We start from the raw sequence: 22,375 nt of genomic DNA, 5'->3' as shown, positions 1-22,375 counted from the left end.
ATGTACGGAACCTATGATTATATCATCGTGGGTGCGGGAACGGCGGGTTGTACGCTCGCCAATCGCCTGTCGGCAGATCGCAACGTTTCGGTTCTACTCCTCGAGGCCGGCGGTAAGGACAATTACCCCTGGATACATATTCCGGTTGGCTACCTTTACTGCATTTCCAACCCTCGGACGGATTGGTGTTTCTCAACTGAAGCTGAGCCGGGGCTGAATGGACGAATATTGAACTATCCGCGCGGAAAGGTCCTTGGCGGCTGCTCCTCGATCAACGGCATGATCTACATGCGCGGACAGGCGCGCGATTACGATCTTTGGCGGCAGGACGGGTGCACCGGCTGGGGCTGGGACGACGTGCTGCCCTATTTCAAGAAGTCGGAAGACTATTATCGGGGCGCTGATGAATTCCATGGTGCCGGAGGCGAGTGGCGGGTCGAAGAAGCGCGCCTCCATTGGGATATTCTCGATGCGTTTCGCGATGCCGCGGAGGCGGCGGGCATTCCGCGCACCGATGATTTCAATCGAGGCAACAATGAAGGGTCATCCTATTTCAAGGTGAACCAGAAACGCGGTATCCGGTGGAATACCGCGAAGGCGTTTTTGCGCCCTGCCCTCAAGCGGCCGAACCTCACCGTGGCGACCGGCGCGCATGTGCGCAGACTGGTTCTCGATGGGCTCGAAATCAAAGGAGTCGAGTTCGATCGCGAGGGCGCGGCCAGGACCGTGGATTGCCGCCGCGAAGTCATTCTTACCGCAGGCGCAGTCGGCTCTCCGCATATTCTGGAGCTTTCGGGTATCGGGCGAGGCGAAGCCCTCCAGGCGGCTGGTATCGAGACGGTGCTCGATCGGCGTAGTGTGGGCGAAAACCTCCAGGATCATTTGCAGTTGCGTTGCGCCTACAAGGTTACCGGGATTCCGACTCTCAACGAGAAAGCCAACCGCTTGCTCGGCAAAGCTTCGATTGCGCTGGAATATCTGCTGAGGCAGTCAGGCCCAATGTCGATGGCGCCAAGCCAGCTCGGTGTGTTCACGCGCTCGGATCCGTCTTTTGACACGCCCAACTTGCAATATCACGTGCAGCCTCTTTCGTTGGAGAAGTTCGGTGAGAACGTACACGCATTTCCGGCTTTCACGGCAAGTGTATGCAATCTCCGCCCCGAAAGCCGAGGGACAGTGCACGTGAAGTCGCCGGACTACCGGATGCAGCCCGCCATCCAGCCCAACTACCTGATGACGCCGGGCGATCGCCATGTGGCTGCCGATTCGATCCGCATCACCCGTAACATTGTGGCGCAGAAACCGTTGCAACGGTTTCAGCCGGAGGAATTCAAGCCCGGACCCTCCTATCAGACGGAAGAAGAATTGATTGAAGCTGCCGGTGCGGTCGGCACGACAATCTTTCACCCGGTCGGCACGTGCCGGATGGGCGCAGATGAAGCCTCGGTGGTCGATCCGCAATTGCGGGTCCGTGGCATCAAGGGGCTGCGGGTGGCGGACGCATCGATCATGCCGACAATCACCTCAGGCAATACCAATTCGCCGACAATCATGATTGCGGAAAAGGCTGCGGAAATGATCGTGCGCGGTTAGCGGATCAGAAACGGTACGGTGAAGCTTTGGCGCGATACTGTGACATCGGCGGGAGCGGATGGTACTGGTGATGCCCGCCGTACGGCATCGAGAACGCCCTTGTCGAGCGTCGGATTGCCAGAACTGCCAACGATGCTGGCGGAAACAATATCGCCGGCGCGCGTAACGGTAAAACTCACGCGAACCGTTCCCTCGCCTGATGTGCGGGCGCTGCGGGTGCGGCGGATAAGGTATGCTTGGACCCGTGAGCTCCACTTTTCCGCCTGCCGCGCCGACGCTGCGCTCGATGCTGGCTGCGGCTGTTGCACTGCCTGACGGGGCGTTTCAGCCTCGGTCCTTGTAACCGCCGTCTTCGGTTCCGGCCTGCGGACGGCCTTCTCCTTCTTTGGCGTGTCAGGCTTTTCCGGCTCTGGGCGGACGACGGGTAAAGGCACGTCGACATTGGGAAGTTCCACGACTTCCTCGGTCTGTTCCTGCACTGGTTCGGGCGTCACCTCCTCTACGGGCTCTGCCTTTTCAACCGGCGTTACCTGCTCTTCGGGTTCCGGCTGGACTTCGGGCAGAGTTTCGGGCGATACGGCCTCCTGCTCGACCGCCTCGGGCTCTGTCGGTTCGGGGTCGATTGGTTGCGCATCCGGTGCAACCGGCTTAGGCACGATCGGCGCAGGCAGTGGCTCCATGTCGATGATGATGGCGTTCGCGATATCGCCTGCGGGTTCAACACTTTGCCGGCTTTGCAAATACCAGGCTCCGCCCGCGTGCAGCGCGACAACGACCAGTCCGGCTGCCGACCAGAGACCAACTTCGCGCCAATCGAGACGCGAGCCCCCTCCCCCGGCGGTGCCAGACCCGTTGGACATCACTGCGCGCTTTCACCTTTGGGAGCCAGAGGTGCGCTTTCAAGTCCCACCAACGCAATCTTGAGGTAACCATGGTCCCGCAGCGCGTTCATCAGGTCCATGAGCGAACCGTAGTCAACCGCCTTGTCGGCGCGCAGGAAGATTCGCGTTTCCTTGTTGCCGGTTGTCTTCTGGTCGAGGAACTGGCCGAGGGAGTCGCGCGTCATCGTGTCGTTGCCGATGGCTATGGATTTATCGTCCTTCAAAGTCAGATAGACCGGCTGGTCTGGACGAGGCGCCGGCGTCGCCGTCGAGGCCGGCAGGTCGACATTGATGTCTACTGTCGCGAGGGGCGCCGCGACCATGAAGATAATCAGGAGCACCAGCATGACGTCGATGAATGGCGTCACGTTGATTTCGTGGTTTTCCTGAAGTTCGTCGTCGGAGACGTTGTGCCGGATGCCGCCTGCCATGGTCGTGCCGCCTATTCTGCCGCTGCGGCGCGCTTTGATGTTTGTGGAACGAGCGCATAATCGGCGTCGCGGCTGACGAGACGTTCGACGCCTGCCGATGCATCGGCAATCAATTGGCGGTAACCGGTAATCGATCGCGCAAACACATTATAGATCACAACCGCCGGAATGGCGGCGACAAGGCCGATCGCAGTTGCCAGCAGCGCTTCAGCAATGCCCGGAGCCACGATCGCAAGGTTGGTTGTCTGCGATTCCGAGATGCCGATGAAAGAATTCATGATGCCCCAGACCGTCCCAAACAGGCCGACGAAGGGCGCAGTCGAACCGATCGTGGCGAGAACGCCAGTGCCACGGCTCATGCGCCGGCCGGCCTGCACCTCGATACGGGCAAGGCGAGAGGCAACGCGTTCCTTCAGACCGTCGGCGCCGGCATGTTCTCTCGCATCTGCGGACAGGCGGACTTCCTGGCGAGCGGCATTGACGAGTGCAGCCCCGGGCCCTCCCCTCCCCTCAAGCTCTTTTTCCGCGTCGCTCAATGTAGCTGCGCTGTTGATGATCTGGAGTGCGCGATAAGCGCGAAGGCGCGCGCCTGCAAGTTCGAGTGTCTTGGCGAGCCATACTGTCCAGGTGACGAGTGAAGCAAAGCCAAGCCCGATCATCACACCTTTGACGACCCAGTCGGCCGCCATGAACATGCCCCATGGTGAGAGATTGTGCGGCAAATTCCGCAGCGTGGCCTGCGGGGTTGGAGCCGGCGCATCCATCGGCAGAACCGCGCCTGAAGGCGCAGGTGATATGGTTGGTAGAGGCGTGGTTGGAGCAGGGTTTGTTGTTTCCGGGGCGGGCGCCGATTGCTGCGCTAAGTTGGGCGCGGGAGGGGTTGCCGTTTCCTGTCCGTGTGCCGTTCCGCAAACGGTAGCCGCGAATACGAGCGTGGCAAACAATGGACCAACCGGCAACCATTTCAAAAAACATGCCTTCGAGACTTTTTCGGCCTGTGTCTGCTTCATCAGCCGTTCCTTCAACTGTAAGTAGAGAGCGGCTTATTATTTATGAGGAAAATAATCAACTATATTCTGGGGAATATTCGCGCGCTAGATGAGTCCCCATGCGCGGTAGCGCCCGCGGCCGGTCATCTCGCGCACGCCAAGTTCCGCGATGAGATTGAGGGCGCCGCGCTGGGACAGCTTGAGTTCCTTGGCAATCAAAGCCGTCGAAACCATAGGGAGTGAAAGTACAAGATCGATCATCCCCGGGAGGCTGGAGGTGGAGCGGCGGTCTTTCAGTTTGCGCTCCATCTGCATGCGGGCAAGTCCAAGCCGTTCGACATCCTTGAGACCGGTCGTTGAGGAGGTCTGGACTGCCTCCAGAAACGCGAGCAGGCGCGTTGTGCGGTCGCGCGAGCGGCGCCGCTCGCGCGGGACGGAACGCAGACCCGCATTCAAGGCGGCCATGTGCGATTTTGTCTTGCCGCGCTCGCGCAACATGGCGGCAACGAGCATGGGACCAAGCCAATGCTGGTGCTGTAACGGCTCGATCTGTTCCCACGCATCCCAGGCCACAGCAGCCGCAAGCAGCGGCGGCAGGCCATGCGAACGTTCATACACCTTGAGCCAACGATCCAGTCGCGCATCTTCATCCCAATCGGGATCATAAACGAGTGGGTCGCCGTCCGGGGTCACCGCCGAGGGAGGCGGTTCTGTCCCCTGCCTGGAGGGAGGATTCGGAAAAGCGGAATTTCCGGGCTCTGCGAGAAGCCGCGTCGTGCGGTCCAGCAATGTATCGAGGCGGGCCAGGCCGTCCTCGAATTCATTCTCGGCTTCGGTTTTCGCAATTTCTGTAACCGGCTCCGGGCGATGAACTGGAACGGGTGTGAGCGGGGCCTCGCTAAGTGTGCGTCCACGCAACGCGGCAATGCCTTTTGCGCCAAGGGCCCAGCCGGGGGCGTTGCCCGCGACCTGACGCCGACAACGCAGGATCGCGTGTGCCTTGGTCAATTCGTGGGTTGGAGTGCGAATATCCATCCTGGCATCGTGAAGCACGAGGTCCTCGGTGTGAACCAATTCGCCAGCGAGCCATAAGGCATTGCATGCTTCGATAAAGTGAGAGCGGGTTATCCAGCCTTCGTTTTCCCGCAGCAGCCCTTCGCGGGTGCGGCGGCCACCACTGGGCTCGCCAAGGTCCCCTTTTCGGCCGAGCCGGTCGTCGAGGCGAGCGAGAGCGTCCTCTGCGGCAACGAGCGGAGCAAGTAAATCCCAGGGTGAAAAATCAGCCGAATCGTAAACCATTGAAAACATGGTAAACGAAAGGTTAAGCGGAAGCTATATGCGCATTCGCTTCCAGCCGCGCGTTGCCGATTCGCCAATGTTGAAGAGCGTGAATCAACGAGCTGGTATAATGCCTAGTCTAGACGCTTTGGCGACGTTAGCCAACCACGACCGTCGCTTTTCCAGGCACACGATTATAAAGATCGATGATGTCCTGGTTGATAAGGCGGACACAGCCAGAAGACATCGACTGTCCAATGGACCACCATTCCGGCGAGCCGTGGATGCGGTATCCGGTGTCGACGCCATCCTTGTAGATGTAGAGTGCGCGGGCGCCCAGCGGATTCTGCGGACCGGGCTCCATGCCGTTTTCGTATTTCGCAAGTTCGGGTCTGCGGCCGATCATTTCGCGTGGCGGCGTCCACCGCGGCCACTCCTTCTTGTATTGAATGTTGGCGCGACCGCTCCACAAGAAGCCGGCCTTGCCAATGCCGACTCCGTAGCGGATGGCGTCACCACCTGGCTGAACCAGATAAAGGTAGCGCTCCTGCAGCCGGACGACGATCGTGCCGGGTTGCTCGCCTGTCGGGTCGACAACAATCTGGCGACGAAACTGCGCCGGAATTTTCTGATAGGGAACAGCCGGAAGTGAGTAAGGTCCTTCCTGCACCGCCGCATACATGACGTCGGGTGCGGTCACGGATTTGTCGACGCTGATTTGCGGGCGGATACCGCTCGTGGGGAGCGGGTCGATATTCATTTCGGGCAGCTCAAAAGTCGTTTGGGTGCAGCCCCCTACACCCGCCAATGCAAGTGAGCCGACGCCAATCAGAATTTGGCGCCTGGAAACAGAGTGCGGTTTAATCTCGGTTGTGAATGCGTCGTTGCTCTGGGACACTGCAGTACTCGCTTACAAGCCGGTGCATATAAGCTCTGACTGTATGGAAATGTGGTTTACAAATAGTGAAGTCGATAGGGTCACTTAACGTGAGCGTCAGTTGACAGCTGTCAACATGATGTCACCGAGGAACGGCGTTGACAGCTGTCAACCCAGTACGTTCCGGTATAGATCTAAGGTCGAATTTTGAAATTTGCTCGGCTGATTTAAGGTTTGCACAATCACGCGTTTTACTTAATTCCTTTTCAACATCTGGTTGTACCTTCACCGAACTTCGAATTTCAACACTCAATAAGAGTTATCAAGAATGATAGATGACACGGCCCTGCTCTTTGGTTCCGCGCCCTCCCATTCAGGCCAAATGGATGAACCGGCGCCTACGAGCGCAAGCGCGGTCCCGACCAAAAGTCCTACGCAGCAGTTCGCTGCCGCAGAGGACTTCATTCGCAACAACCTTCTTCAGCCTATCAATCTGTCCGATATCGCCAGCGCGGCTGGGGTGAACACCCGGTCGTTGCAGCGCCTGTTTCGCAGGCTGAAGGGGGTAACGCCCATAAAGGCGCTGCTGGATTGCCGTATCGAGGCAGCTCGAAAGATCATCGAGAATGGGGACGCAATGTCGGTCAGGGAGCTCGCCGCCCGCTTTCACTTTGCCAACCCAGGCCGGTTCTCGAAGCTTTACCGTGAGACATTTGCCTGCACACCTTCGCAGGATATTCGCCTTTATCGCCCTGTTGATGCGGCTGAGGCGGATTGAACAAGTTAGGGCGCCACACGGCGCTCGAGCAAGATAGTACCGTGCATGGAAAACACGGGGAGCGCCGCTGGCGGGCAAAGATGCCAGCGGCGCCCTCGGGGTCACAAGGTCGGGAGGTGGACTCTGCCTTGCACAGCCTGATGGTACAGATCCACCTCCAATCAACAATCACCCCGGCGGGGGAAGTGGATAACGGGGAGATCGACAATAAACGCTTGGCGTCAGAGACCACGCTTGCTGAGATGTCCCTAAGTTGGAGCTAGTCAAGTACCCGCTCGCATTCGACGCAGGTTGCGATACCGACTTCGCGTCGCGTGTGGTGACGGCAGTCTTGATGAGCTAAACTATCCGGGAACCGCGCGATGGCTGCAATAAAGTGGCAGCCGCACGGGCCAAACCTGGACACGCTCTATCCAATTGCTAACCGACTTCCGGATGTCGCTCCCAGTCATTGGCATAGATCCGACACGGAAGTGGGGGAGGGCGTGCGGGATTTCCATTGCTCACGCTCTATTGAGAGGTGAGGTGATACGATTGGAAATCAACGACTCGCACTCGACTTAAAGCGCGCAAACTCTAGGTCTCTGCTTATGCCATCCCGCGTAGCATCCATACTACCTGGATTCCGATTCAGATCAGGCGGGACTGAGTAAATCGGGTCAAGGTCGAACGGAAGCTAAATACCAATAAGCTTCTATTTCATTTACATATGTCAAAGAATCCGCGCGTAAATCAGCGACTTTCCTTATCGCGTTAACCTACCAGCTGTCGCGGTATCATGCCTATGTCGTCCACGTTGAAAGGCGTGGTTTGATAGATCTCATTGATCCAATTGCCGAAAAGGAGATGGGCAGCGCTGCGCCACCGGTTCGCCGGCCTAAATGACGAATCGTCATCGGGAAAGTAATTGCGAGGCAGCGGCATTGAAGGTGCGTTTGCGAGATCGCGGAAATACTCGTCGCCAAGTGAGTTCGTGTCATATTCGAGGTGGTTGAACATGTGGAGCGACCGGCATGAAGGATCATCGACCAGACCTAGCCCCGTCTCCTCCCCCTCAAGCAGCACGTTTATGCCGCGCCCCTGTGGGATGTCGTCGCGCCGAACCTCCGTCCATCGCGATACCGGCATAAGCACGTCATCGGAGAAACCGCGCAAATATGGCGAAGCGGGCGCGAGGTTGCCGTGGTTGAAGATGCCGAAAGCCTTTGCCGACAGGTCGTGCTTCGGGATGCCGTGAAAATGCCAAAGCGCAGCTTGGGCTGCCCAGCAGATAGTCAGGCAGTGATGGACATGCGACTGCGTCCAATCTAGAATGTGGCGGAGTTCATCCCAATATTGCACGTCTTCGAAGGCTAGATGCTCGACCGGCGCGCCGGTAATTATAAATCCGTCAAACCGCTCGGCACGGACTTGCTCCCAGGCACGGTAGAATGATGCCATGTGCGTCACCGGCGTGTTGCGCGCCACGTAATTGGTTATCCTAACGAGGGTGAGTTCGATCTGCAGCGGCGTTGCGCCGACCAGCCTTGCGATCTGCGTTTCCGTGCTGATCTTGTTGGGCATCAGATTGAGCAATCCTATCCGCAGCGGCCTTATGTCCTGACGCACCGCGTCCCGTTCGCGCATGATATTGACGCCTTCGGCTTCGAGCTGGCGGCGTGCGGGCAAATCGTCGGGGATCTTTATCGGCATTATCGCGCGTTCCTGTTGGTTCGCTGGACAGACGCCGGTAGCTAAATCCGTATAATTGCCGGTTCGGCCACATCCTCCCTGACGGAAGTACCACCTTGCCCGGAGCGCAGGTTGGCGTTGGGCGTCAACCCAACTCTTGATGTCGAACCCACTTCTACGCAGACCATCGCAACTTCGCAAGTCTCTTTTGCTACGGCATCCGGCGTTTGCGCAGGTTCTGCCGCCGCCTTTTCAACCGACTCAGCCAGGTAGTGGCTATACTGTTGGAAAGTCATGTAAATGAAAAGATTCCGAGCGCCAACGAGTATCAATCTGAGCCGCAGCAACAGAATTCAAACAACGACTCTTCATCTGATATTGAACTCGCTTCAAAAACAGCCAAGGGCAAAATCTCGACCCAACCAACCAAGGGCAGAGGATGCGACAAGGACCTATCCGTTAGGCCTGGTGATGAAGGCCCGTCCGGAGATCGCCGACTATGCGCCAAGCGGTATTGGTACCTGGCGGGAGCCGATAGCGACGGCCGCACAGGTGCGGGGCTACCTTGGTATTTTGCCCTCGGCTTATGAGGAGTGTGTTTGGCCAGGAAAACACCGCCATTGTCATTGCCTGCATCATCCTTGAGCGGGCACAAGCCATCAACTCAGTTGGGGGCTATCTGCACGTCCTGACCGAAAAGGCGAGGGCAGGGGAGTTTACCGTAGGACCGATGCTGATAGCAGCCCTCAAAGCCAACGGCGTGCGCCCGCAACTGGTGGCGGCGACGTGAAGGATGAGCGCATGAAGACCACTATACGCGGACGAGCCCGAGCTTTCGCGCCCGGTCAGCAGGTGCTTGACCGAGGAGGCGGCCCAGCGCGACGAACCGCGTGACGTGCCTCGTGCATACCTTCGAGCTGTGCGGCGATGTCGCGAAGTGTCAGGTCGGGGTTTGCATTGGCAATGCCTGTGATCAGCATCATAAGCCGGTCTTCCGGTAAGCGGCGAGGGGAGGGGAAGGATCGTGGATCAGCCAGTCCTTCGCTGACCAACCGCCTTGCCGACCGGCGCAGGCGATCGATCGACCAATTCTGGCCGTTTTCACGGTTGAGGCTGCGCGTTACGTCTTCCCATGGATGATCCGGCCGCATTCGTTGCACGATGGGCAACCAGGATACCATGGTAGTGGTGAGGTCCGCTAGATGAGTGTGCTGTCGCGCTCTCGACGCCTTCGCAATGGCTTCCGGCAGTCGCGCACGCAAGCCAGGATTGCCGGGAAGCTTGCCGCGGCCCTTTGCCGCTTTAATGCCCACCTTGGTGCGCTCGGACATCAGGGCACGCTTGAGCTGGGCAACGGCACCCAAGACCTGCAGCGAAAACATGCCCTGCGGCGTGGAGGTGTCGATCGGATCGTGCAACGAGCGGAAATGCGCGCCCTTGGCTTCCAGCTGTTCGATAACTTGCAGCAGATGGCTGACGGATCGCGCCAGGCGATCAAGACGTACCACTACCAGCACCTCTCCGGCTATACAGCCGCCAACCGGATCACCGCGCGCAACTTTGCGGACATCCGATCGCCCTTTGTTAGTCTCCAAGGCCGCAAGCTCAATCTGAGCAGACATCGACTATCTGCTCCCGAACCCACATATGCACAGGATCATTGTCGAATGTTTGAGGCCATGCCACCGCACATCAAACGCCCAAAAGTTGAAGGGGCGCGGCGCTATTTGGAATCCATTGGAGAATGGAGACTATGAACAGTTCGCGATTGCATCGCGAGTATCGCGTCACTCCAAGTAAACCGGCCCCAGAAACAATTGATTGATCGTCGCGATCATCCGCCGCTTAGCCCAGTGCGCGGACCTAGGCGAAATCGCGGACGGTACCGTTGACGATGGCGGCGGCCGCGCCCCGGGTTTTCGCTCCGGTGCTCATCAATTCGCCTGGGCAAATGTTCCTGTTTGTGGTCCTTGAAATCGCACAAGCTCGGCCGAGCGCGAATCGCGCGGCCCATTCTTGAGGGCGGCAAGTTGCAAGAACTCTTCCGCAGAAATCGCGAACCGGTGCGTCACACGCTCAAACCAGGTGAGTGGCTATTTCGGTTGCTATCGTGTGTGCCAAGCGAGCGGCCAACGTGATGGCGCTTAAAGTCGGATTAGCTTGCCCGGAAGTGGGGAATACGGCGCTGCTGGCAAGAAACAGATTCCTGACCCCGAATACGCGACAATTACGATCGACGATACCGGCCTTTGGGCTTAGTGCCATTCGGGCGGTTCCAATCTGATGGACGCCATCACCGGCCTGATCCATGACACTCGGTTGACGTTCTTCCGGTGGGCCATGCCAGATCAGTTCTCCTAGTCCGGTTGATTTCATCCAACGGTCAAGGTGATTATGAGTGTCGACAACGGCTTCGGCGTCTTTCGACTGAAAACGCAGGTCAAGAATCACCTTCCTTAAACCGAGCGCATCGCGTTCATTAACAAGGCGAATGCGCGAATCTACGTTGGGAAGATGCTCGGCGTGATAATGCAAAGGGTAACGCCGAGCACCGTTGAGCAGATGCAGACCAGGGAGCCTTCGGCTGGAAAGCGACCTCCCGTATATGAAGCGTGGGAGAAATTTCGCGATCGCCGGCAAGCCGCGAGCGACATTGAGTGCGTGCGCCGCTTTATGCCCACCGTCGCCCACATTAATGCGACGCAGCGACTCACTTACCAAAACACGTCCCACCGGTGGTACGGATAGAGTGAGATAGGCTAGCGACAAGACTGCATCTCGATGGCTTGCATCGGCCATGGCGGGAAGCTTCGGCCAGAACGAAATATTGGTCAGGTTTTCCTTTGCCTGAAACTCACCGCTGCCGGTAATCCGCCGGCGCCCGAAAGCACCGTCCGGCCCGCGGAAGAAATCCAATGCTTTGTCGAGTCCAGCATGAGAAAAATGTATATCGGCAACATCGCCGGAAAGATGTCCCATATAGAATCTGCCGAGCGGACCCTCTTCTCCCCCAAAACGTTTTGGTGCTTCCGCTTGTGCAGCCAGTAGGAGACGGGTCGTTTCGACCCCACCGCAAGCAAAGATGTAAGCCTTGGCTTTAAGCAACCCCATCGAGCCATCGCGGCTCCTGACTTTGATTGCTTCTATACCGTCATCATGCGCGAAGCACATATCGGTCACTGTCGCACCGAGGCATGCCGTGATCAAAGGCGATCGCTCGATTTCCTTACGATAGGCCACGCCGAAGCTGACAGGCTGAGCATAGCGCATCAGATTGCCGGTAGAAAAGTTATTGTCCACGAGCTCCAGTCCGCGAACAGGCTGCTGGAATGACTCGCCGCAATTGGCATAACGGCAGGCAATCTTCAGATAATCGGCAAACTCACTGTAGGCTATTGGCCATATCGCGTCTGCAGTAATTGGACGGTAGGCAAAGTCGATCGGATCAAGTGGAACGCAGCCCGCTCCCCAAAGATTTGATGTCCCGCCAAAACTTCTTTGAACTGAAAGCGTCATGTCGCTGTTGCGTCGGATGTCCGCGCGTTCTGCATCCGACAGCGCCTGTGCGGCGGAATCAGGCTTGAACAGGCCGGACTCGATGAGCGTTATCGATTGCCCGAGCCGCGCAAGTTCCAATGCTGTTACGATTCCTACCGGTCCTGAACCGACCACACAAATATTGTGTACCTTCGACAGAAGGTTGGTTATATCACCGACGAACATGAAATCCCCCAGTTCTGTTCTCGGTCTTCAGTGCGCATTTGAGCCTGAAGGCTCGCTGAGTATAGTTGAACGCGACACCATTGGGCAAATCATCCATTTGGGCAGGTGTGATAGTCGTGGATTGGCAGAATGCGCCAGGGCTGAACGGTGGCGGCGTCGCCTTATCAAGCACGTTCTTGGTGCAAATTCATCGCTGCTGATAACGACACGTTTCCAGGTATCCGCGTTTTCAGATGGAAACACCACTGGCTGATCGCATCACAGCTGATTTGGGAAGCCTCGCCCTAGCAGGATATGGCAGTTACCTTTTGGCGAACCACCGAGGAAGCTCGGTTGACATCAGGATGGGAACCCAAAGCGACGTTGGGTGGCCCGCCGTGGCGGGCCACCCCACATTCAAGCTGGCCAGACCGACTGCAACTTTTCTCCCGCAAGAATACGGTTTCGCGCGGCCGCCTCGTTTTTGCCGAGTGCATCGGCGGCATCAGCAACGTCGCGGAGCCGTTCTTTCGGTATTGCAACAACACCATCGATATCGCCAAATATGATATCGCCGGGGCTCACGGTCACCCTTCCGATTTTGACCGGCACCTGAGATTTTTTCGGTTCTTTCTTGCCGGTCACGCCCACGGGGCTCGGCGACGTACCGAACAATGGATAGCCCAGTGCGCGGACCTGGGCGAGATCGCGGACGGTACCGTTGACGATGGTGGCGGCCGCGCCCCGGGTTTTCGCTCCGGTGCTCATCAATTCTCCCGAACAGGATCCATCGGCACAAGAGGCGTCACAGACCAAAATTCCGCCCTTGGGCGTATTGTCAATCGCGTTATGGTAGACGTCCTGGGGCTCTCCCTTGCGATCAGAAGGTTCGAATAGAACGGTTACCGCGGGACCGCACACGACTTCTCCCGAGCCAAGGGCCCCAAGAAGCGAGATCCCGTCGAGGTATCCCCATAGGCCAAGATGCTCCATGCTGTCGTGGACGTCGCCGGAGTACCATTTCTTAAGGCGCTCTATCGAGTCCCAATCCGTGTCCGAATAGTTGAAATCAGGCATTTTCATTTTTCCTTAGCGTTGGCATTTTCGATCGCGACCCGCAGATAAGCTGCACTGTTGTCGATTTGGGCGCGCATTAGCGTTTTCGCACCAGCCTCATCACGGTTGCGGATCATTTCGAAGATATCCGCGTGCTCTGCATAGGCGGCCGCGAGTGATTTGCTTGGTACACGGCTGGTGACGCGGATGACTTCGGTGATGAGGCCGTAGAGATTGTCGTAGAAGACAGAGAGGATCGCATTTCCTGTCGAATGGACGAGAGCCAGATGAAAGGCTGCGTCCGCCTGCGTAAATCCTGCAAAATCCTCATTGTCGCGAGCGACGCGCATCGCTTCAAGGGCCGCCTCTACCTCGGCATTCACCGGCTGTGCCTTGGCTGTCAGCAGGCCCACCACCTCGGTTTCGATCATGCGGCGTACGACCATCAACTGTAGAAGATATTCCGAGTCGCTGGCGAAGCGTTGCCGAACCGTAACGGCGAGCGTCCCCAGAAACTCAGCGACATCATCCCGGACGACGATGGTGCGTTCACCGTGTCGACGTCTGACGAGTCCCTTGGTCTCAAGGATTTGCATCGCTTCTCGCACAGACCGCGTGGATACACCAAAGTCACGGGCAATTTCACTTTCCGATGGAAGCCGCTCCCCAATCGGCAAGGCGCCCGAAATGATCTGGTCCTCGAGCGCACTCGCGACCGAGGAATGAAGCCTGCTTCGCGGCCTCGCGTCAGGCGGCGCCTGTTCGGTGGATCTCATTTCCGCCCTCTCTTTCAGTCCCACGACCGCAACTGCAATCACAGGTGGCCGTCGCTCTTCATCACAATCATGTGCTGCAATTTATTCAGCGAACGTGCTTGACTCATACTTATGTCATAAGTCATATGTCAAGAGTTAGTTCAGGGCACGCACGGTAAGTGGCAGTCGCTCTGCAGGTCGCCCGGACGTTAGGGCGGTGGCAAGCAAACGGTACGCCACGATTAGTGCGATCCGTAACGAACGAGGGAGGAGAATAAAATGATCAAACGTTTGCGACATTTGGTCGGCGGCATCATTGCCCTGGCGGCCGTTTTGGCTGCATCTGCAACAGGTGCAAGTGCACAGACGACGGCGGATATCGCCAAGAAGGGCAGCGTCACCATCGGTGTTCTAACCGGCATCCCGCCTTATGATACGGTAGATGCCAACGGCAACACCGACGGGTTCATCGTCGACCTTGCCAAGGAGGCCGCAGCTGCCCTTGCTGTAAAGCTCGAGATTGTACCGGTGAACAACGCTTCACGGGCTGCAGCGCTTGAGTCCGGCCGCGTGGATTTCCTCATCGCGCAAATGACCGCGACACCGGAACGGGCCAAGACGTTCCTTATGACCAATCCCTACGGCGCCTATGAGATGCGCTTTGTTGCGGCCAAGGATATGAAGCTGACTTCGCTCGACGATCTCAAAGGTAAGCGAGTTTCTGTACCTAAAGGCAGTACACAGGACGTTGCAGTCAGCGGTTACGGTGTCGAAGGTCTTGAAGTCGTTCGATTCGACGACGATGCGCTTGCGATGCAGGCGCTGATCTCCGGTCAGGTCGATGCAACAGCTGCTGTTGCCGCGGTCGCCAACGACATCATTACCAAGCGTAATCTCAGCAATCTCGAAGTGAAGAAAGACGTTCCGCTCTTCACCCTCTATTGGTCGATGGCCACGCGCAAAGATGCGACTGAACTCCACCAGTGGCTGAACAACTTCATCTACTACATCGAAGTGACCGGCAAGCTTGATCAACTGCACAGGAAGTGGATCGGCATTCCTGTACCCGGTGGCAAGCTTCCGACCTTCTAACCAAACCTCGACTTGTGCATGCCCTGTCCCGAGCCGGATCGTCAAGTTCCCCGGCTCGGGCACAGCAGGAGACCGTCATGGCATACGAGATGAATTTCACGCCCGTTTTGGCGCGAACGCCGGAATTGATCAGCGGCACCATCGACACTCTAATACTGTCGAGTCAGTCTATCGGCATCGGGCTAACGATCGGACTCGCAGCCGCGTTGCTGCGCGTGGATGGCCCGAAGTGGGGCGCCGTTGTCAGCGCCACCTACGTTGAAGCCTTTCGCAATACGCCGCTGCTCGTGCAGCTGTTCCTTCTGTTTTTCGGGTTGCCCTATATGGGAATCCGACTGACTGCCAATGAGGCGGCAATCTTCGCAATTTCCCTTAACCTTGGAGCCTATTCGGCCGAAATCTTTCGAGCAGGCCTGCTCGCCATTCCGAAGACGCAAATCGAGGCGGGTCTCGCGCTGGGCCTCTCGCGCCTTCAGGTCATGCGTTATGTCGTCATTATTCCGGCACTGCGTATCATCTATCCCTCTCTAACCGGACAGCTCACGCTGACTCTGCTTGGCACGTCCATCGCGTCCGCCATCTCGGCGACCGAATTGACCCTGGCAGGCGCAAAGATCGAATCGCAGACCTTCCGCAGTCTCGAAACCTTTCTGGTTCTGGCGGCAATCTACATCACCATGACCTTCGTTTTCCGCTTTCTCTATTGGCTGGTCGGGCTGTGGCTGTTCCGCCGCCGCGTCCCCAAGACGGGGTCTGCAGCCGCAACACTCACCCTCCCCCGCGAGGTCGAATCATGATCCAGTCCTTCGGTTGGCAGAGCGTACAATTCCTTTTCCACGGTCTTGTGTGGACCGTGGGCCTCTCCCTGTGCACATTCGTCGGCGGCGGGATCTTCGGCCTGCTCTTTGCTATTGCGCGTTCCCTCGGCCCAAATTGGCTGCGGGCGCTGGTGGCGGGTTATATCCAGCTCGTTCAGGCAACTCCGCTGCTGATTGTCGTCTTCCTCTCCTATTACGGATTGAGCTTTCTTGGCTTCTATTTCCCGCCGTTGGCCGCGGCAGCGATCTCGCTGACGATTTACGCCACTGCATTCCTTGCCGATATCTGGCGCGGCTGTATCGAGGCCATTCCACGCACGCAATGGGAAGCAGCCGACGCACTCGCACTCAGCCCGTTCCAACGCCTGCGCTATGTGATCCTGCCACAGGCATTTCAAATCTCGCTCGGTCCCACAGTCGGGTTCATGGTGCAGATCGTGAAGAATACGTCCGTGACCGCTCTGATTGGCTTCGTCGAACTGACACGGGCCGGCCAGCTCCTCAACAACATGACGTTCCAGCCCTTCCACGTCTTCCTGACGGTCGCCGCGATGTACTTCGTCATTTGCTATCCCCTGTCGTGGTGGAGCGAGAAACTCAAGGAAAGAAAACATGCCGGCACTGCGCATTGAGAATCTCAAAAAATCCTACGGCAACGTTCCTGTCCTCAAAGGCATAAATCTTGCGGTGGAAAACGGCGATGTCGTCGCGGTAATAGGCCGCTCGGGCTCTGGCAAGAGCACCATGCTCCGCTGCATCAACGGGCTTGAGCCGTTCCAGGAAGGCACGATCGAAGTTGTAGGCCACAAGCTCGACCAATCCCGCGCCAACCTGCGTGAATTGCGCAAGGAGGTCGGCATGGTGTTTCAAAGCTATAACCTCTTCCCGCACCTTTCCGTCGCCGAAAACATCACGCTTGCGCCACGGGTCGTCAAAGGGCTGCCACCTGATGAAGGTTCAGCGCTGGTGCGGGAGGTCCTGAGCCGTGTCGGATTGGCAGAGAAGGCAGATGCTTATCCGGACGAATTATCGGGCGGTCAGCAACAGCGCGTTGCCATAGCGCGATCCTTGGCAATGAAGCCAAAGGTAATGCTATTCGACGAGGTGACGTCGGCGCTCGATCCCGAACTGACAGGCGAGGTTCTCAAGACGATCGCTCAGCTCGCTGAAGCCGGCATGACCATGGTTCTGGTCACGCACGAGATGGGGTTCGCCCGCCGCGTCGCCACCCGCACCGTCTTCATGCACCAGGGCACGGTCTGGGAAGAAGGTAAATCGGAAGAAATCTTCACCCATCCAAAAACGCCGGAACTGAAAAACTTCATCGCGCCCGATCTCAAGTGAGCGGCCAAGCCATTACCACCAAGGAGACTGAGAAATTGCCCGGACCAGAGAACACCAAACTAGCCAGCAAGTTGAAAAACGGCGAGCCGACGTTCGGCGCCACTTTTTACACGGGATCGACGGCTGCCATCGAGGCCGCCGGAAACTGGGGGCTCGACTTCGCCTTCATCGACGCCGAACACACGCCGGTCAACGTCGATGCACATATGGAAAAACTGGTGCTTGTCGCGCTGCTCGCGGGAATCGCGCCTCTCGTGCGGGTGCGCGGTACCAATGAATGGGACATTCGCAAGTCGCTCGAATTCGGGGCAACGGGGGTTATCGTGCCGCAAGTCGGCACGGCCGAACAGGCGCGCGCCATCGTGAGGGCCGCTAAATTCCCGCCCTTTGGCCGCCGTGGCGGTGATGCCAGTTGTCGTGCCGCCGGTTTTGCCGGGCCCGGTTTCCAGTGGTCGGCCTACATGGAGCACGAGAACGCAACCCGTCTCGTCATTCCAATGGCCGAGAGCTACGAGTTCTTCGACAATATCGACGAGATCCTCGACGTCGAAGGTATCGACGTCATCAACTTCGGACCGGCGGACTATTCGATTTCGCGGCGCATCTCCATCGACTATTCGATGTCGCATCCTGAAATCGAGGAGAAGCTCGCCGAGCTCATCGAAAAATGCCATGCGCGCGGCATCAAGGTGATGGCACCATGCATTCCGCCTGTTGCCGAGAACGTCTCCGCGCTCAAGAAGAAGGGCGTCGACATGATCATCATGGGAAATGACGTCCTGTTCCTCAATGAGGGACTGCGCCGCGCGCGCGAAGCGGTTGATACATCCGCTAAGTCCGCTTGACTACCGAACATTTAAGGACACCAGGAAAAACACCATGAGTGATGCATTTGATATCAGTGGCCGCGTCGCGGTCGTCACGGGCGGTCTCGGTCAGCTAGGCACGCAATTCTCCAAGTCGCTTGCGGAAGCCGGCGTAAAGGTAGCAATCTTCAGCAGACGTCCTTTCAGCGCCGAGAAGCTTGCCGAAAAGTTCCCGGGCTTCACAGACCGCATTCGCGTCTACGAAGCAAGCGTGACCGACAAGGCCGCCCTCGAAAAGGCGACCGAACAACTGATCGACGATTGGGGTGTACCGCACATCCTCGTCAACAATGCCGGGATCGATTCCAAGCCAGATGGCTCGGCGGAGCAGAATGCGCCCTTCGAGGTCTACCCGCAGAAATATTGGGATGAAATCATCGATACCAACCTTACGGGCGTCATGCTGACCAGCCAGGTCGTCGGCAGCAAGATGGCTGAGGTCGGGCGCGGTTCGATCATCAATGTCGGCTCGATTTACGGCATCGTCTCGCCGAACCAAGCTCTCTATGCTTATCGCGAAGAGCGCGACGGCATTCCATTCGTCAAGGCGATCTCCTACGCCGCATCGAAGTCGGGCCTGGTCAACCTGACGCGCTATCTCGGCACTTACTGGGGAACGAAGAACGTTCGCGTCAACCTCATCTCCTTCGGCGGCGTAAAGACGGCAAGCTTCGATAAGGAATTCGTCGAAGCCTTCCTCGACCGCGTGCCCATGCGCCGGCAGGCCGAGATCAATGAGTACAACGGGGTGATCCGGTTCCTTGCCTCCGATGCCTCGTCCTACATGACCGGCTCGAATGTGGTCGTGGATGGCGGCTTTACTGCCTGGTAGTCGGTGCGGGAACGACACGGGAAAATCGCATGAAAGCATTTTTGGGAATTGACGTCGGGACGGGCAGTGCCCGCGCCGGCGTCTTCGATGCCCGGGGCACGCTGCTCGGAACAGGTATTGCCGCGATCGAAACGCTTCGCCCGCGCCCGAACTTCGCCCAGCAGAGCTCAGCCGGCGTCTGGCGCGCAGTTTGTATGGCGGTGGTTGCGGCGACGGAACGCGCCGGAATCGCCCCTGCCAGCATCGTCGGTATCGGCTTCGACGCCACCTGCTCGCTCGTCGTTGCCGGTGAGACGGGACAAGCGGTAAGCGTCTGCCCCAATTCGACACCGGATAGTGACATCATCCTTTGGATGGACCACCGGGCAATTGGCGATGCCGATGAAATCAATGCAATTGGCGGCGAGGTTCTTGACTATGTCGGCGGACGTATATCTCCGGAAATGCAGATGCCAAAACTTCGGTGGCTCAAGCGCGAACTGCCGGAGAGCTGGAAGATTGCCGCTACGTTTTGGGACCTTCCCGACTGGCTCGTCCACAGGGCAACAGGCACCAGCACCCGGTCCGTCTGCTCGGCTGTGTGCAAGTGGACCTATCTCGGGCACAAGGGGTTCAATGGCGAAGGATGGGATCAAGAATTCTTCGCCGCAATTGGCCTTGGCGATCTCGGGGACAGTGATCACCTGGCGATCGGCAACCAATTTGCGCCGGCGGGAACCGCCATTGGACAATTGAGCGAGACTGCAGCGGGGGAACTCGGCCTGCGACCTGGTATCGCCGTTTCGAGCGGCATGATCGACGCCTATGCAGGCGCGCTTGGAACGTTGGGAGTCAGCGCTGCTCGCGGCGCAAGCCTTGCGCTTATTGGCGGCACATCATCATGTCACATTGTAACTTACGAAGAACCTATCTTCGTCGGCGGCGTATGGGGACCCTATTATTCCGTGCTGCTTCCAGGAGTATGGGCCAGTGAAGGCGGGCAATCCGCCGCCGGCGCGCTGATCGATGCTGTGATCGCTCGCCACGCCGCCAGCGCCACGCTTGGCGACAATAGTAGGCCCGCCGAACAATTGCATCGGCACCTGGCCGCTATGGCGGACGAGACCGCCTTCTTGACGGCGGATAGGCACGTCAACCCCGATTTTCACGGAAACCGTTCGCCCTTGGCGCAAGCGTGGCGAAAAGGCGCGGTGAGCGGGCTCATCCTTGATTCCGATGTTGACGACCTTGCACTCGACTATCTCGCGACCATCCAAGCCCTCGCCTATGGCACGCGCCATATCATTGAAGAGATGCAACGCAAGGGGATCGAGGTGTCGAGCCTCGTAGTCAGTGGCGGGCTCGCAAAGAATCCACTTTATCTCCGGGAGCATGCCGACGCGACGGGGTGCCGTGTGGTGGTGCCGGCGCAATCGGAACCAGTGCTGCTAGGTTCTGCCATTCTCGGCGCCGTAGCGGCCGGCGCATTTAATGACATTGCTTCCGCGATGTCAGCCATGAGCGGAGACGGAACGGTTGTCGAACCACGATCCGGAAAGATTCGGCGGTATCACCAGGCAAAATACAAAGTGTTCCGCAGGATGCAGGAAGACTTTGCCGCTTACGCGCAAATCATGTCGGCCTAGCCGCTGAATTAAGAGGAACGATTATGACCAGGATAATGCTTGTCGCCAGCGGTGACCTGCGGGAGAGTGCGAATGTCAAATGCTGGCCGGCCCAGGCGGCGATGGAGCGGAAACTCACCGAGGTATTGGCCAGTCTAGGCCACGACCTCGTGCGTGCCCATCCGTTCCGAAATGAAAAGGGCCACGGGTTTATCGCCTCACAGCGCGAAGGCATGGACATTTTTGCCACGATCGACCCCGCGGTGCCGCTTATTGTCGCCGAGGCGGTCTGGCAATATTCGCATCACGTGCTCGCCGGCCTCGTCAACCACAGCGGACCAATCTTGACTGTTGCCAACTGGGCCGGGGAATGGCCCGGGCTCGTCGGACTTCTCAATCTGAACGGTTCCCTCACCAAAGCCGGCGTCGCCTACTCGACACTATGGAGCGAGACATTCGACGACACCTTCTTTCGCTCTGGACTAAAGAAGTGGCTCGAAACTGGTAGAATCGAGCATGACACGTCGCATGCCATCGCACTGGACAAGGCCCGCCTGCCCGCCGAGGCAGCGAGGCTTGGCCGGGAGCTTGCAAAATCCATCCGGCGCGACAAGGTCATCCTTGGCGTTTTTGATGAAGGCTGCATGGGTATGTACAATGCAATCATCCCCGACGAGCTCCTGATGCCGCTGGGCTTCTGGAAGGAACGGCTGTCCCAATCGGCGCTCTACCACGCAACGATGCAAGTATCAGAGACCGAAGCGCGTCAAGTGTACAATTGGATGGTCGCAAAGGGCATGACATTCCACCTCGGTGACGATCCGAAAATTGAGCTTACCGAAGCGCAGGTTATCGACCAATGCCGCATGTACATCGCCGTGGTGCGAATAGCCGACGCCTTCGGCTGCGAGGCGGTTGGAATTCAGTATCAGCAGGGGCTGAAGGACCTTCTTCCAGCCTCTGATCTCGTCGAGGGAATGCTCAATAATGATGACCGCCCCGACGTCATCGGCCGCGATGGCAAGCCGATCAAGCCGGGCGAAGCGATCGTCCATTTCAACGAAGTCGATGAGTGCGCAGCACTCGATGGAGTCATGACCAATCGCGTTCATCGCGCGCTTGGCCAGCCGGTGGAAAATACGCTGCACGATATTCGCTGGGGCGACATCGACCGCTCGGGTGGCCGCGATGATTTCATCTGGGTCTTCGAGATTTCGGGAGCGGCGCCTCCGGCACACCACGAGGGTTGCTGGGCAGGATCGGAAAGCTTCCGCCAACCAGCAATGTTCTTTCCTGCCGGAGGCGGCACTCTGCGCGGTGTCGCTAAAGCCGGTGAACTCGTGTGGAGCCGAATCTTTGTGGTAGACGGCACGCTTCATATGGATATTGGTCGCGGCCAGGCCGTAGCGTTGTCAGAAGCTGAGACGGAGCGACGGTCGCGGGCCACCAATCCCGAATGGCCTATCATGCACGCCGTCCTGACAGGCGTTGATCGCGACGCCATGATGGCGCGGCATAAGGCGAACCATGTTCAAGTTGCCTATGGCACCACCGCCGAGGCGGCGGACGCAGCTATGTGGACCAAAGCAGCGCTGGCGGCCGAGTTGGGTATCTCCGTCAATATCTGCGGGTTTAATCAAAGCGCATGCAATCTCGGCGGCCGATGAATCCTTCCTTTCGCTACGCATTTGTTCCGTTTGAGACACCGTAATGGCGCCGGCATTGTCATGTTCAGAGCAAAAGTCGCCCACTCAAGTTTGTCATAAGGACAGCTGACAATGGGTTTTCCATCCGTCGGTGATGCCACG

At 58.0% G+C, this 22,375-nt stretch carries 19 protein-coding genes, 2 pseudogenes and 1 riboswitch; of the genes and pseudogenes, 11 read left to right on the top strand and 10 right to left on the bottom strand.

Features of this window, described 5'->3' with window-relative positions; translation table 11 throughout:
* Positions 1 to 1,593 (top strand): GMC family oxidoreductase N-terminal domain-containing protein, encoded by a 1,593-nt coding sequence (locus tag BR48_RS0115615; RefSeq protein WP_027232166.1) that lies wholly within the window; start codon positions 1 to 3, stop codon positions 1,591 to 1,593.
* Here the strand turns inward: BR48_RS0115615 and BR48_RS0115610 are convergent.
* From BR48_RS0115610 to BR48_RS0115590, 5 genes and pseudogenes are all read right to left on the bottom strand, one after another.
* Positions 1,590 to 2,453, bottom strand: coding sequence for an energy transducer TonB (locus BR48_RS0115610; protein WP_027232165.1), 864 nt, complete (start codon positions 2,451 to 2,453; stop codon positions 1,590 to 1,592). The two genes, BR48_RS0115615 and BR48_RS0115610, sit on opposite strands and share 4 nt — an antisense overlap.
* Positions 2,453 to 2,905 carry a TonB system transport protein ExbD gene (exbD, locus tag BR48_RS0115605; protein WP_027232164.1) on the bottom strand — a complete coding sequence of 151 codons (453 nt, stop codon included), beginning with the start codon at positions 2,903 to 2,905 and terminating at the stop codon, positions 2,453 to 2,455. Before exbD ends, BR48_RS0115610 begins: the two co-directional genes overlap by 1 nt.
* Positions 2,906 to 2,916: 11 nt before the next feature.
* A pseudogene (gene exbB, locus BR48_RS24740) lies at positions 2,917 to 3,627 on the bottom strand (tonB-system energizer ExbB); the annotation flags it as partial.
* 372 nt (positions 3,628 to 3,999) lie between these two features.
* Positions 4,000 to 5,193 carry an RHE_PE00001 family protein gene (locus BR48_RS0115595; protein WP_027232163.1) on the bottom strand — a complete coding sequence of 398 codons (1,194 nt, stop codon included), beginning with the start codon at positions 5,191 to 5,193 and terminating at the stop codon, positions 4,000 to 4,002.
* 136 nt (positions 5,194 to 5,329) lie between these two features.
* Positions 5,330 to 6,037 (bottom strand): L,D-transpeptidase, encoded by a 708-nt coding sequence (locus tag BR48_RS0115590; protein WP_027232162.1) that lies wholly within the window; start codon positions 6,035 to 6,037, stop codon positions 5,330 to 5,332.
* Between the two features lie 340 nt (positions 6,038 to 6,377).
* Between BR48_RS0115590 and BR48_RS24735 the strand changes: the two genes are divergently transcribed.
* Entirely contained in the window at positions 6,378 to 6,827 is a 450-nt protein-coding gene (locus tag BR48_RS24735) for a helix-turn-helix transcriptional regulator (RefSeq protein ID WP_027232161.1), read from the top strand.
* Positions 6,828 to 7,580: 753 nt separating this feature from the next.
* Here the strand turns inward: BR48_RS24735 and metA are convergent.
* Positions 7,581 to 8,519: a homoserine O-succinyltransferase gene (metA, locus tag BR48_RS0115575; RefSeq protein ID WP_027232159.1), complete on the bottom strand. Its 939-nt coding sequence runs from the start codon at positions 8,517 to 8,519 to the stop codon at positions 7,581 to 7,583.
* 41 nt (positions 8,520 to 8,560) lie between these two features.
* Positions 8,561 to 8,667: riboswitch (SAM-I-IV-variant riboswitch) on the bottom strand.
* Positions 8,668 to 9,084: 417 nt separating this feature from the next.
* Here metA and repC point away from each other — a divergent pair.
* Positions 9,085 to 9,288 (top strand): replication initiation protein RepC, encoded by a 204-nt coding sequence (repC, locus tag BR48_RS26855; RefSeq protein ID WP_348625695.1) that lies wholly within the window; start codon positions 9,085 to 9,087, stop codon positions 9,286 to 9,288.
* A 56-nt stretch (positions 9,289 to 9,344) separates the two neighbouring features.
* Here the strand turns inward: repC and BR48_RS24725 are convergent.
* The 4 genes and pseudogenes from BR48_RS24725 to BR48_RS0115550 form a co-directional block, all read right to left on the bottom strand.
* Positions 9,345 to 10,021: pseudogene (locus tag BR48_RS24725) on the bottom strand (recombinase family protein); the annotation flags it as partial.
* Between the two features lie 553 nt (positions 10,022 to 10,574).
* Positions 10,575 to 12,221 carry a GMC oxidoreductase gene (locus BR48_RS0115560; protein ID WP_027232157.1) on the bottom strand — a complete coding sequence of 549 codons (1,647 nt, stop codon included), beginning with the start codon at positions 12,219 to 12,221 and terminating at the stop codon, positions 10,575 to 10,577.
* Between the two features lie 396 nt (positions 12,222 to 12,617).
* Positions 12,618 to 13,277: an RraA family protein gene (locus tag BR48_RS24720; protein WP_051615048.1), complete on the bottom strand. Its 660-nt coding sequence runs from the start codon at positions 13,275 to 13,277 to the stop codon at positions 12,618 to 12,620.
* A 2-nt stretch (positions 13,278 to 13,279) separates the two neighbouring features.
* Positions 13,280 to 14,032 carry a FadR/GntR family transcriptional regulator gene (locus tag BR48_RS0115550; protein WP_027232156.1) on the bottom strand — a complete coding sequence of 251 codons (753 nt, stop codon included), beginning with the start codon at positions 14,030 to 14,032 and terminating at the stop codon, positions 13,280 to 13,282.
* 258 nt (positions 14,033 to 14,290) lie between these two features.
* Between BR48_RS0115550 and BR48_RS0115545 the strand changes: the two genes are divergently transcribed.
* From BR48_RS0115545 to BR48_RS0115510, 8 genes are all read left to right on the top strand, one after another.
* On the top strand, positions 14,291 to 15,103 hold the full coding sequence (locus BR48_RS0115545) for a transporter substrate-binding domain-containing protein (RefSeq protein WP_051615046.1): 813 nt from the start codon (positions 14,291 to 14,293) through the stop codon (positions 15,101 to 15,103).
* A gap of 77 nt (positions 15,104 to 15,180) precedes the next feature.
* A complete protein-coding gene (locus BR48_RS24715) occupies positions 15,181 to 15,900 on the top strand; it encodes an amino acid ABC transporter permease (protein ID WP_051615044.1) in 720 nt (239 codons plus the stop codon).
* Entirely contained in the window at positions 15,894 to 16,553 is a 660-nt protein-coding gene (locus BR48_RS0115535) for an amino acid ABC transporter permease (RefSeq protein ID WP_027232154.1), read from the top strand. Before BR48_RS24715 ends, BR48_RS0115535 begins: the two co-directional genes overlap by 7 nt.
* On the top strand, positions 16,534 to 17,265 hold the full coding sequence (locus tag BR48_RS0115530) for an amino acid ABC transporter ATP-binding protein (protein ID WP_027232153.1): 732 nt from the start codon (positions 16,534 to 16,536) through the stop codon (positions 17,263 to 17,265). The genes BR48_RS0115535 and BR48_RS0115530 overlap by 20 nt, the downstream gene beginning before the upstream one ends.
* Before the next feature lie 35 nt (positions 17,266 to 17,300).
* Entirely contained in the window at positions 17,301 to 18,110 is an 810-nt protein-coding gene (locus tag BR48_RS0115525; protein WP_027232152.1) for an aldolase/citrate lyase family protein, read from the top strand.
* A gap of 34 nt (positions 18,111 to 18,144) precedes the next feature.
* Positions 18,145 to 18,963 (top strand): SDR family oxidoreductase, encoded by an 819-nt coding sequence (locus BR48_RS0115520; RefSeq protein ID WP_027232151.1) that lies wholly within the window; start codon positions 18,145 to 18,147, stop codon positions 18,961 to 18,963.
* Between the two features lie 29 nt (positions 18,964 to 18,992).
* Complete coding sequence (locus tag BR48_RS0115515) at positions 18,993 to 20,588, top strand: FGGY-family carbohydrate kinase (protein WP_027232150.1); 1,596 nt, start codon at positions 18,993 to 18,995, stop codon at positions 20,586 to 20,588.
* Positions 20,589 to 20,611: 23 nt separating this feature from the next.
* A complete protein-coding gene (locus BR48_RS0115510) occupies positions 20,612 to 22,234 on the top strand; it encodes a fucose isomerase (protein ID WP_027232149.1) in 1,623 nt (540 codons plus the stop codon).
* Positions 22,235 to 22,375: the final 141 nt, after the last annotated feature.

Origin of the sequence: Phyllobacterium sp. UNC302MFCol5.2 (assembly GCF_000686005.1) — a bacterium.
Lineage (GTDB): Bacteria > Pseudomonadota > Alphaproteobacteria > Rhizobiales > Rhizobiaceae > Phyllobacterium > Phyllobacterium pellucidum.
This window is presented reverse-complemented; position numbering and strand designations above follow the sequence as displayed.

Excerpts from the sequence above, each read along its gene's own strand:
- BR48_RS0115615 (WP_027232166.1), top strand. The coding sequence starts at position 1 with ATGTACGGAACCTATGATTATATCATCGTGGGTGCGGGAACGGCGGGT.
- BR48_RS0115610 (WP_027232165.1), bottom strand. The coding sequence starts at position 2,453 with ATGTCCAACGGGTCTGGCACCGCCGGGGGAGGGGGCTCGCGTCTCGAT.
- exbD (WP_027232164.1), bottom strand. The coding sequence starts at position 2,905 with ATGGCAGGCGGCATCCGGCACAACGTCTCCGACGACGAACTTCAGGAA.
- BR48_RS0115595 (WP_027232163.1), bottom strand. The coding sequence starts at position 5,193 with ATGGTTTACGATTCGGCTGATTTTTCACCCTGGGATTTACTTGCTCCG.
- BR48_RS24735 (WP_027232161.1), top strand. The coding sequence starts at position 6,378 with ATGATAGATGACACGGCCCTGCTCTTTGGTTCCGCGCCCTCCCATTCA.
- metA (WP_027232159.1), bottom strand. The coding sequence starts at position 8,519 with ATGCCGATAAAGATCCCCGACGATTTGCCCGCACGCCGCCAGCTCGAA.
- repC (WP_348625695.1), top strand. The coding sequence starts at position 9,085 with ATGAGGAGTGTGTTTGGCCAGGAAAACACCGCCATTGTCATTGCCTGC.
- BR48_RS0115560 (WP_027232157.1), bottom strand. The coding sequence starts at position 12,221 with ATGTTCGTCGGTGATATAACCAACCTTCTGTCGAAGGTACACAATATT.
- BR48_RS24720 (WP_051615048.1), bottom strand. The coding sequence starts at position 13,277 with ATGCCTGATTTCAACTATTCGGACACGGATTGGGACTCGATAGAGCGC.
- BR48_RS0115550 (WP_027232156.1), bottom strand. The coding sequence starts at position 14,032 with ATGAGATCCACCGAACAGGCGCCGCCTGACGCGAGGCCGCGAAGCAGG.
- BR48_RS0115545 (WP_051615046.1), top strand. The coding sequence starts at position 14,291 with ATGATCAAACGTTTGCGACATTTGGTCGGCGGCATCATTGCCCTGGCG.
- BR48_RS24715 (WP_051615044.1), top strand. The coding sequence starts at position 15,181 with ATGGCATACGAGATGAATTTCACGCCCGTTTTGGCGCGAACGCCGGAA.
- BR48_RS0115530 (WP_027232153.1), top strand. The coding sequence starts at position 16,534 with ATGCCGGCACTGCGCATTGAGAATCTCAAAAAATCCTACGGCAACGTT.
- BR48_RS0115520 (WP_027232151.1), top strand. The coding sequence starts at position 18,145 with ATGAGTGATGCATTTGATATCAGTGGCCGCGTCGCGGTCGTCACGGGC.
- BR48_RS0115515 (WP_027232150.1), top strand. The coding sequence starts at position 18,993 with ATGAAAGCATTTTTGGGAATTGACGTCGGGACGGGCAGTGCCCGCGCC.
- BR48_RS0115510 (WP_027232149.1), top strand. The coding sequence starts at position 20,612 with ATGACCAGGATAATGCTTGTCGCCAGCGGTGACCTGCGGGAGAGTGCG.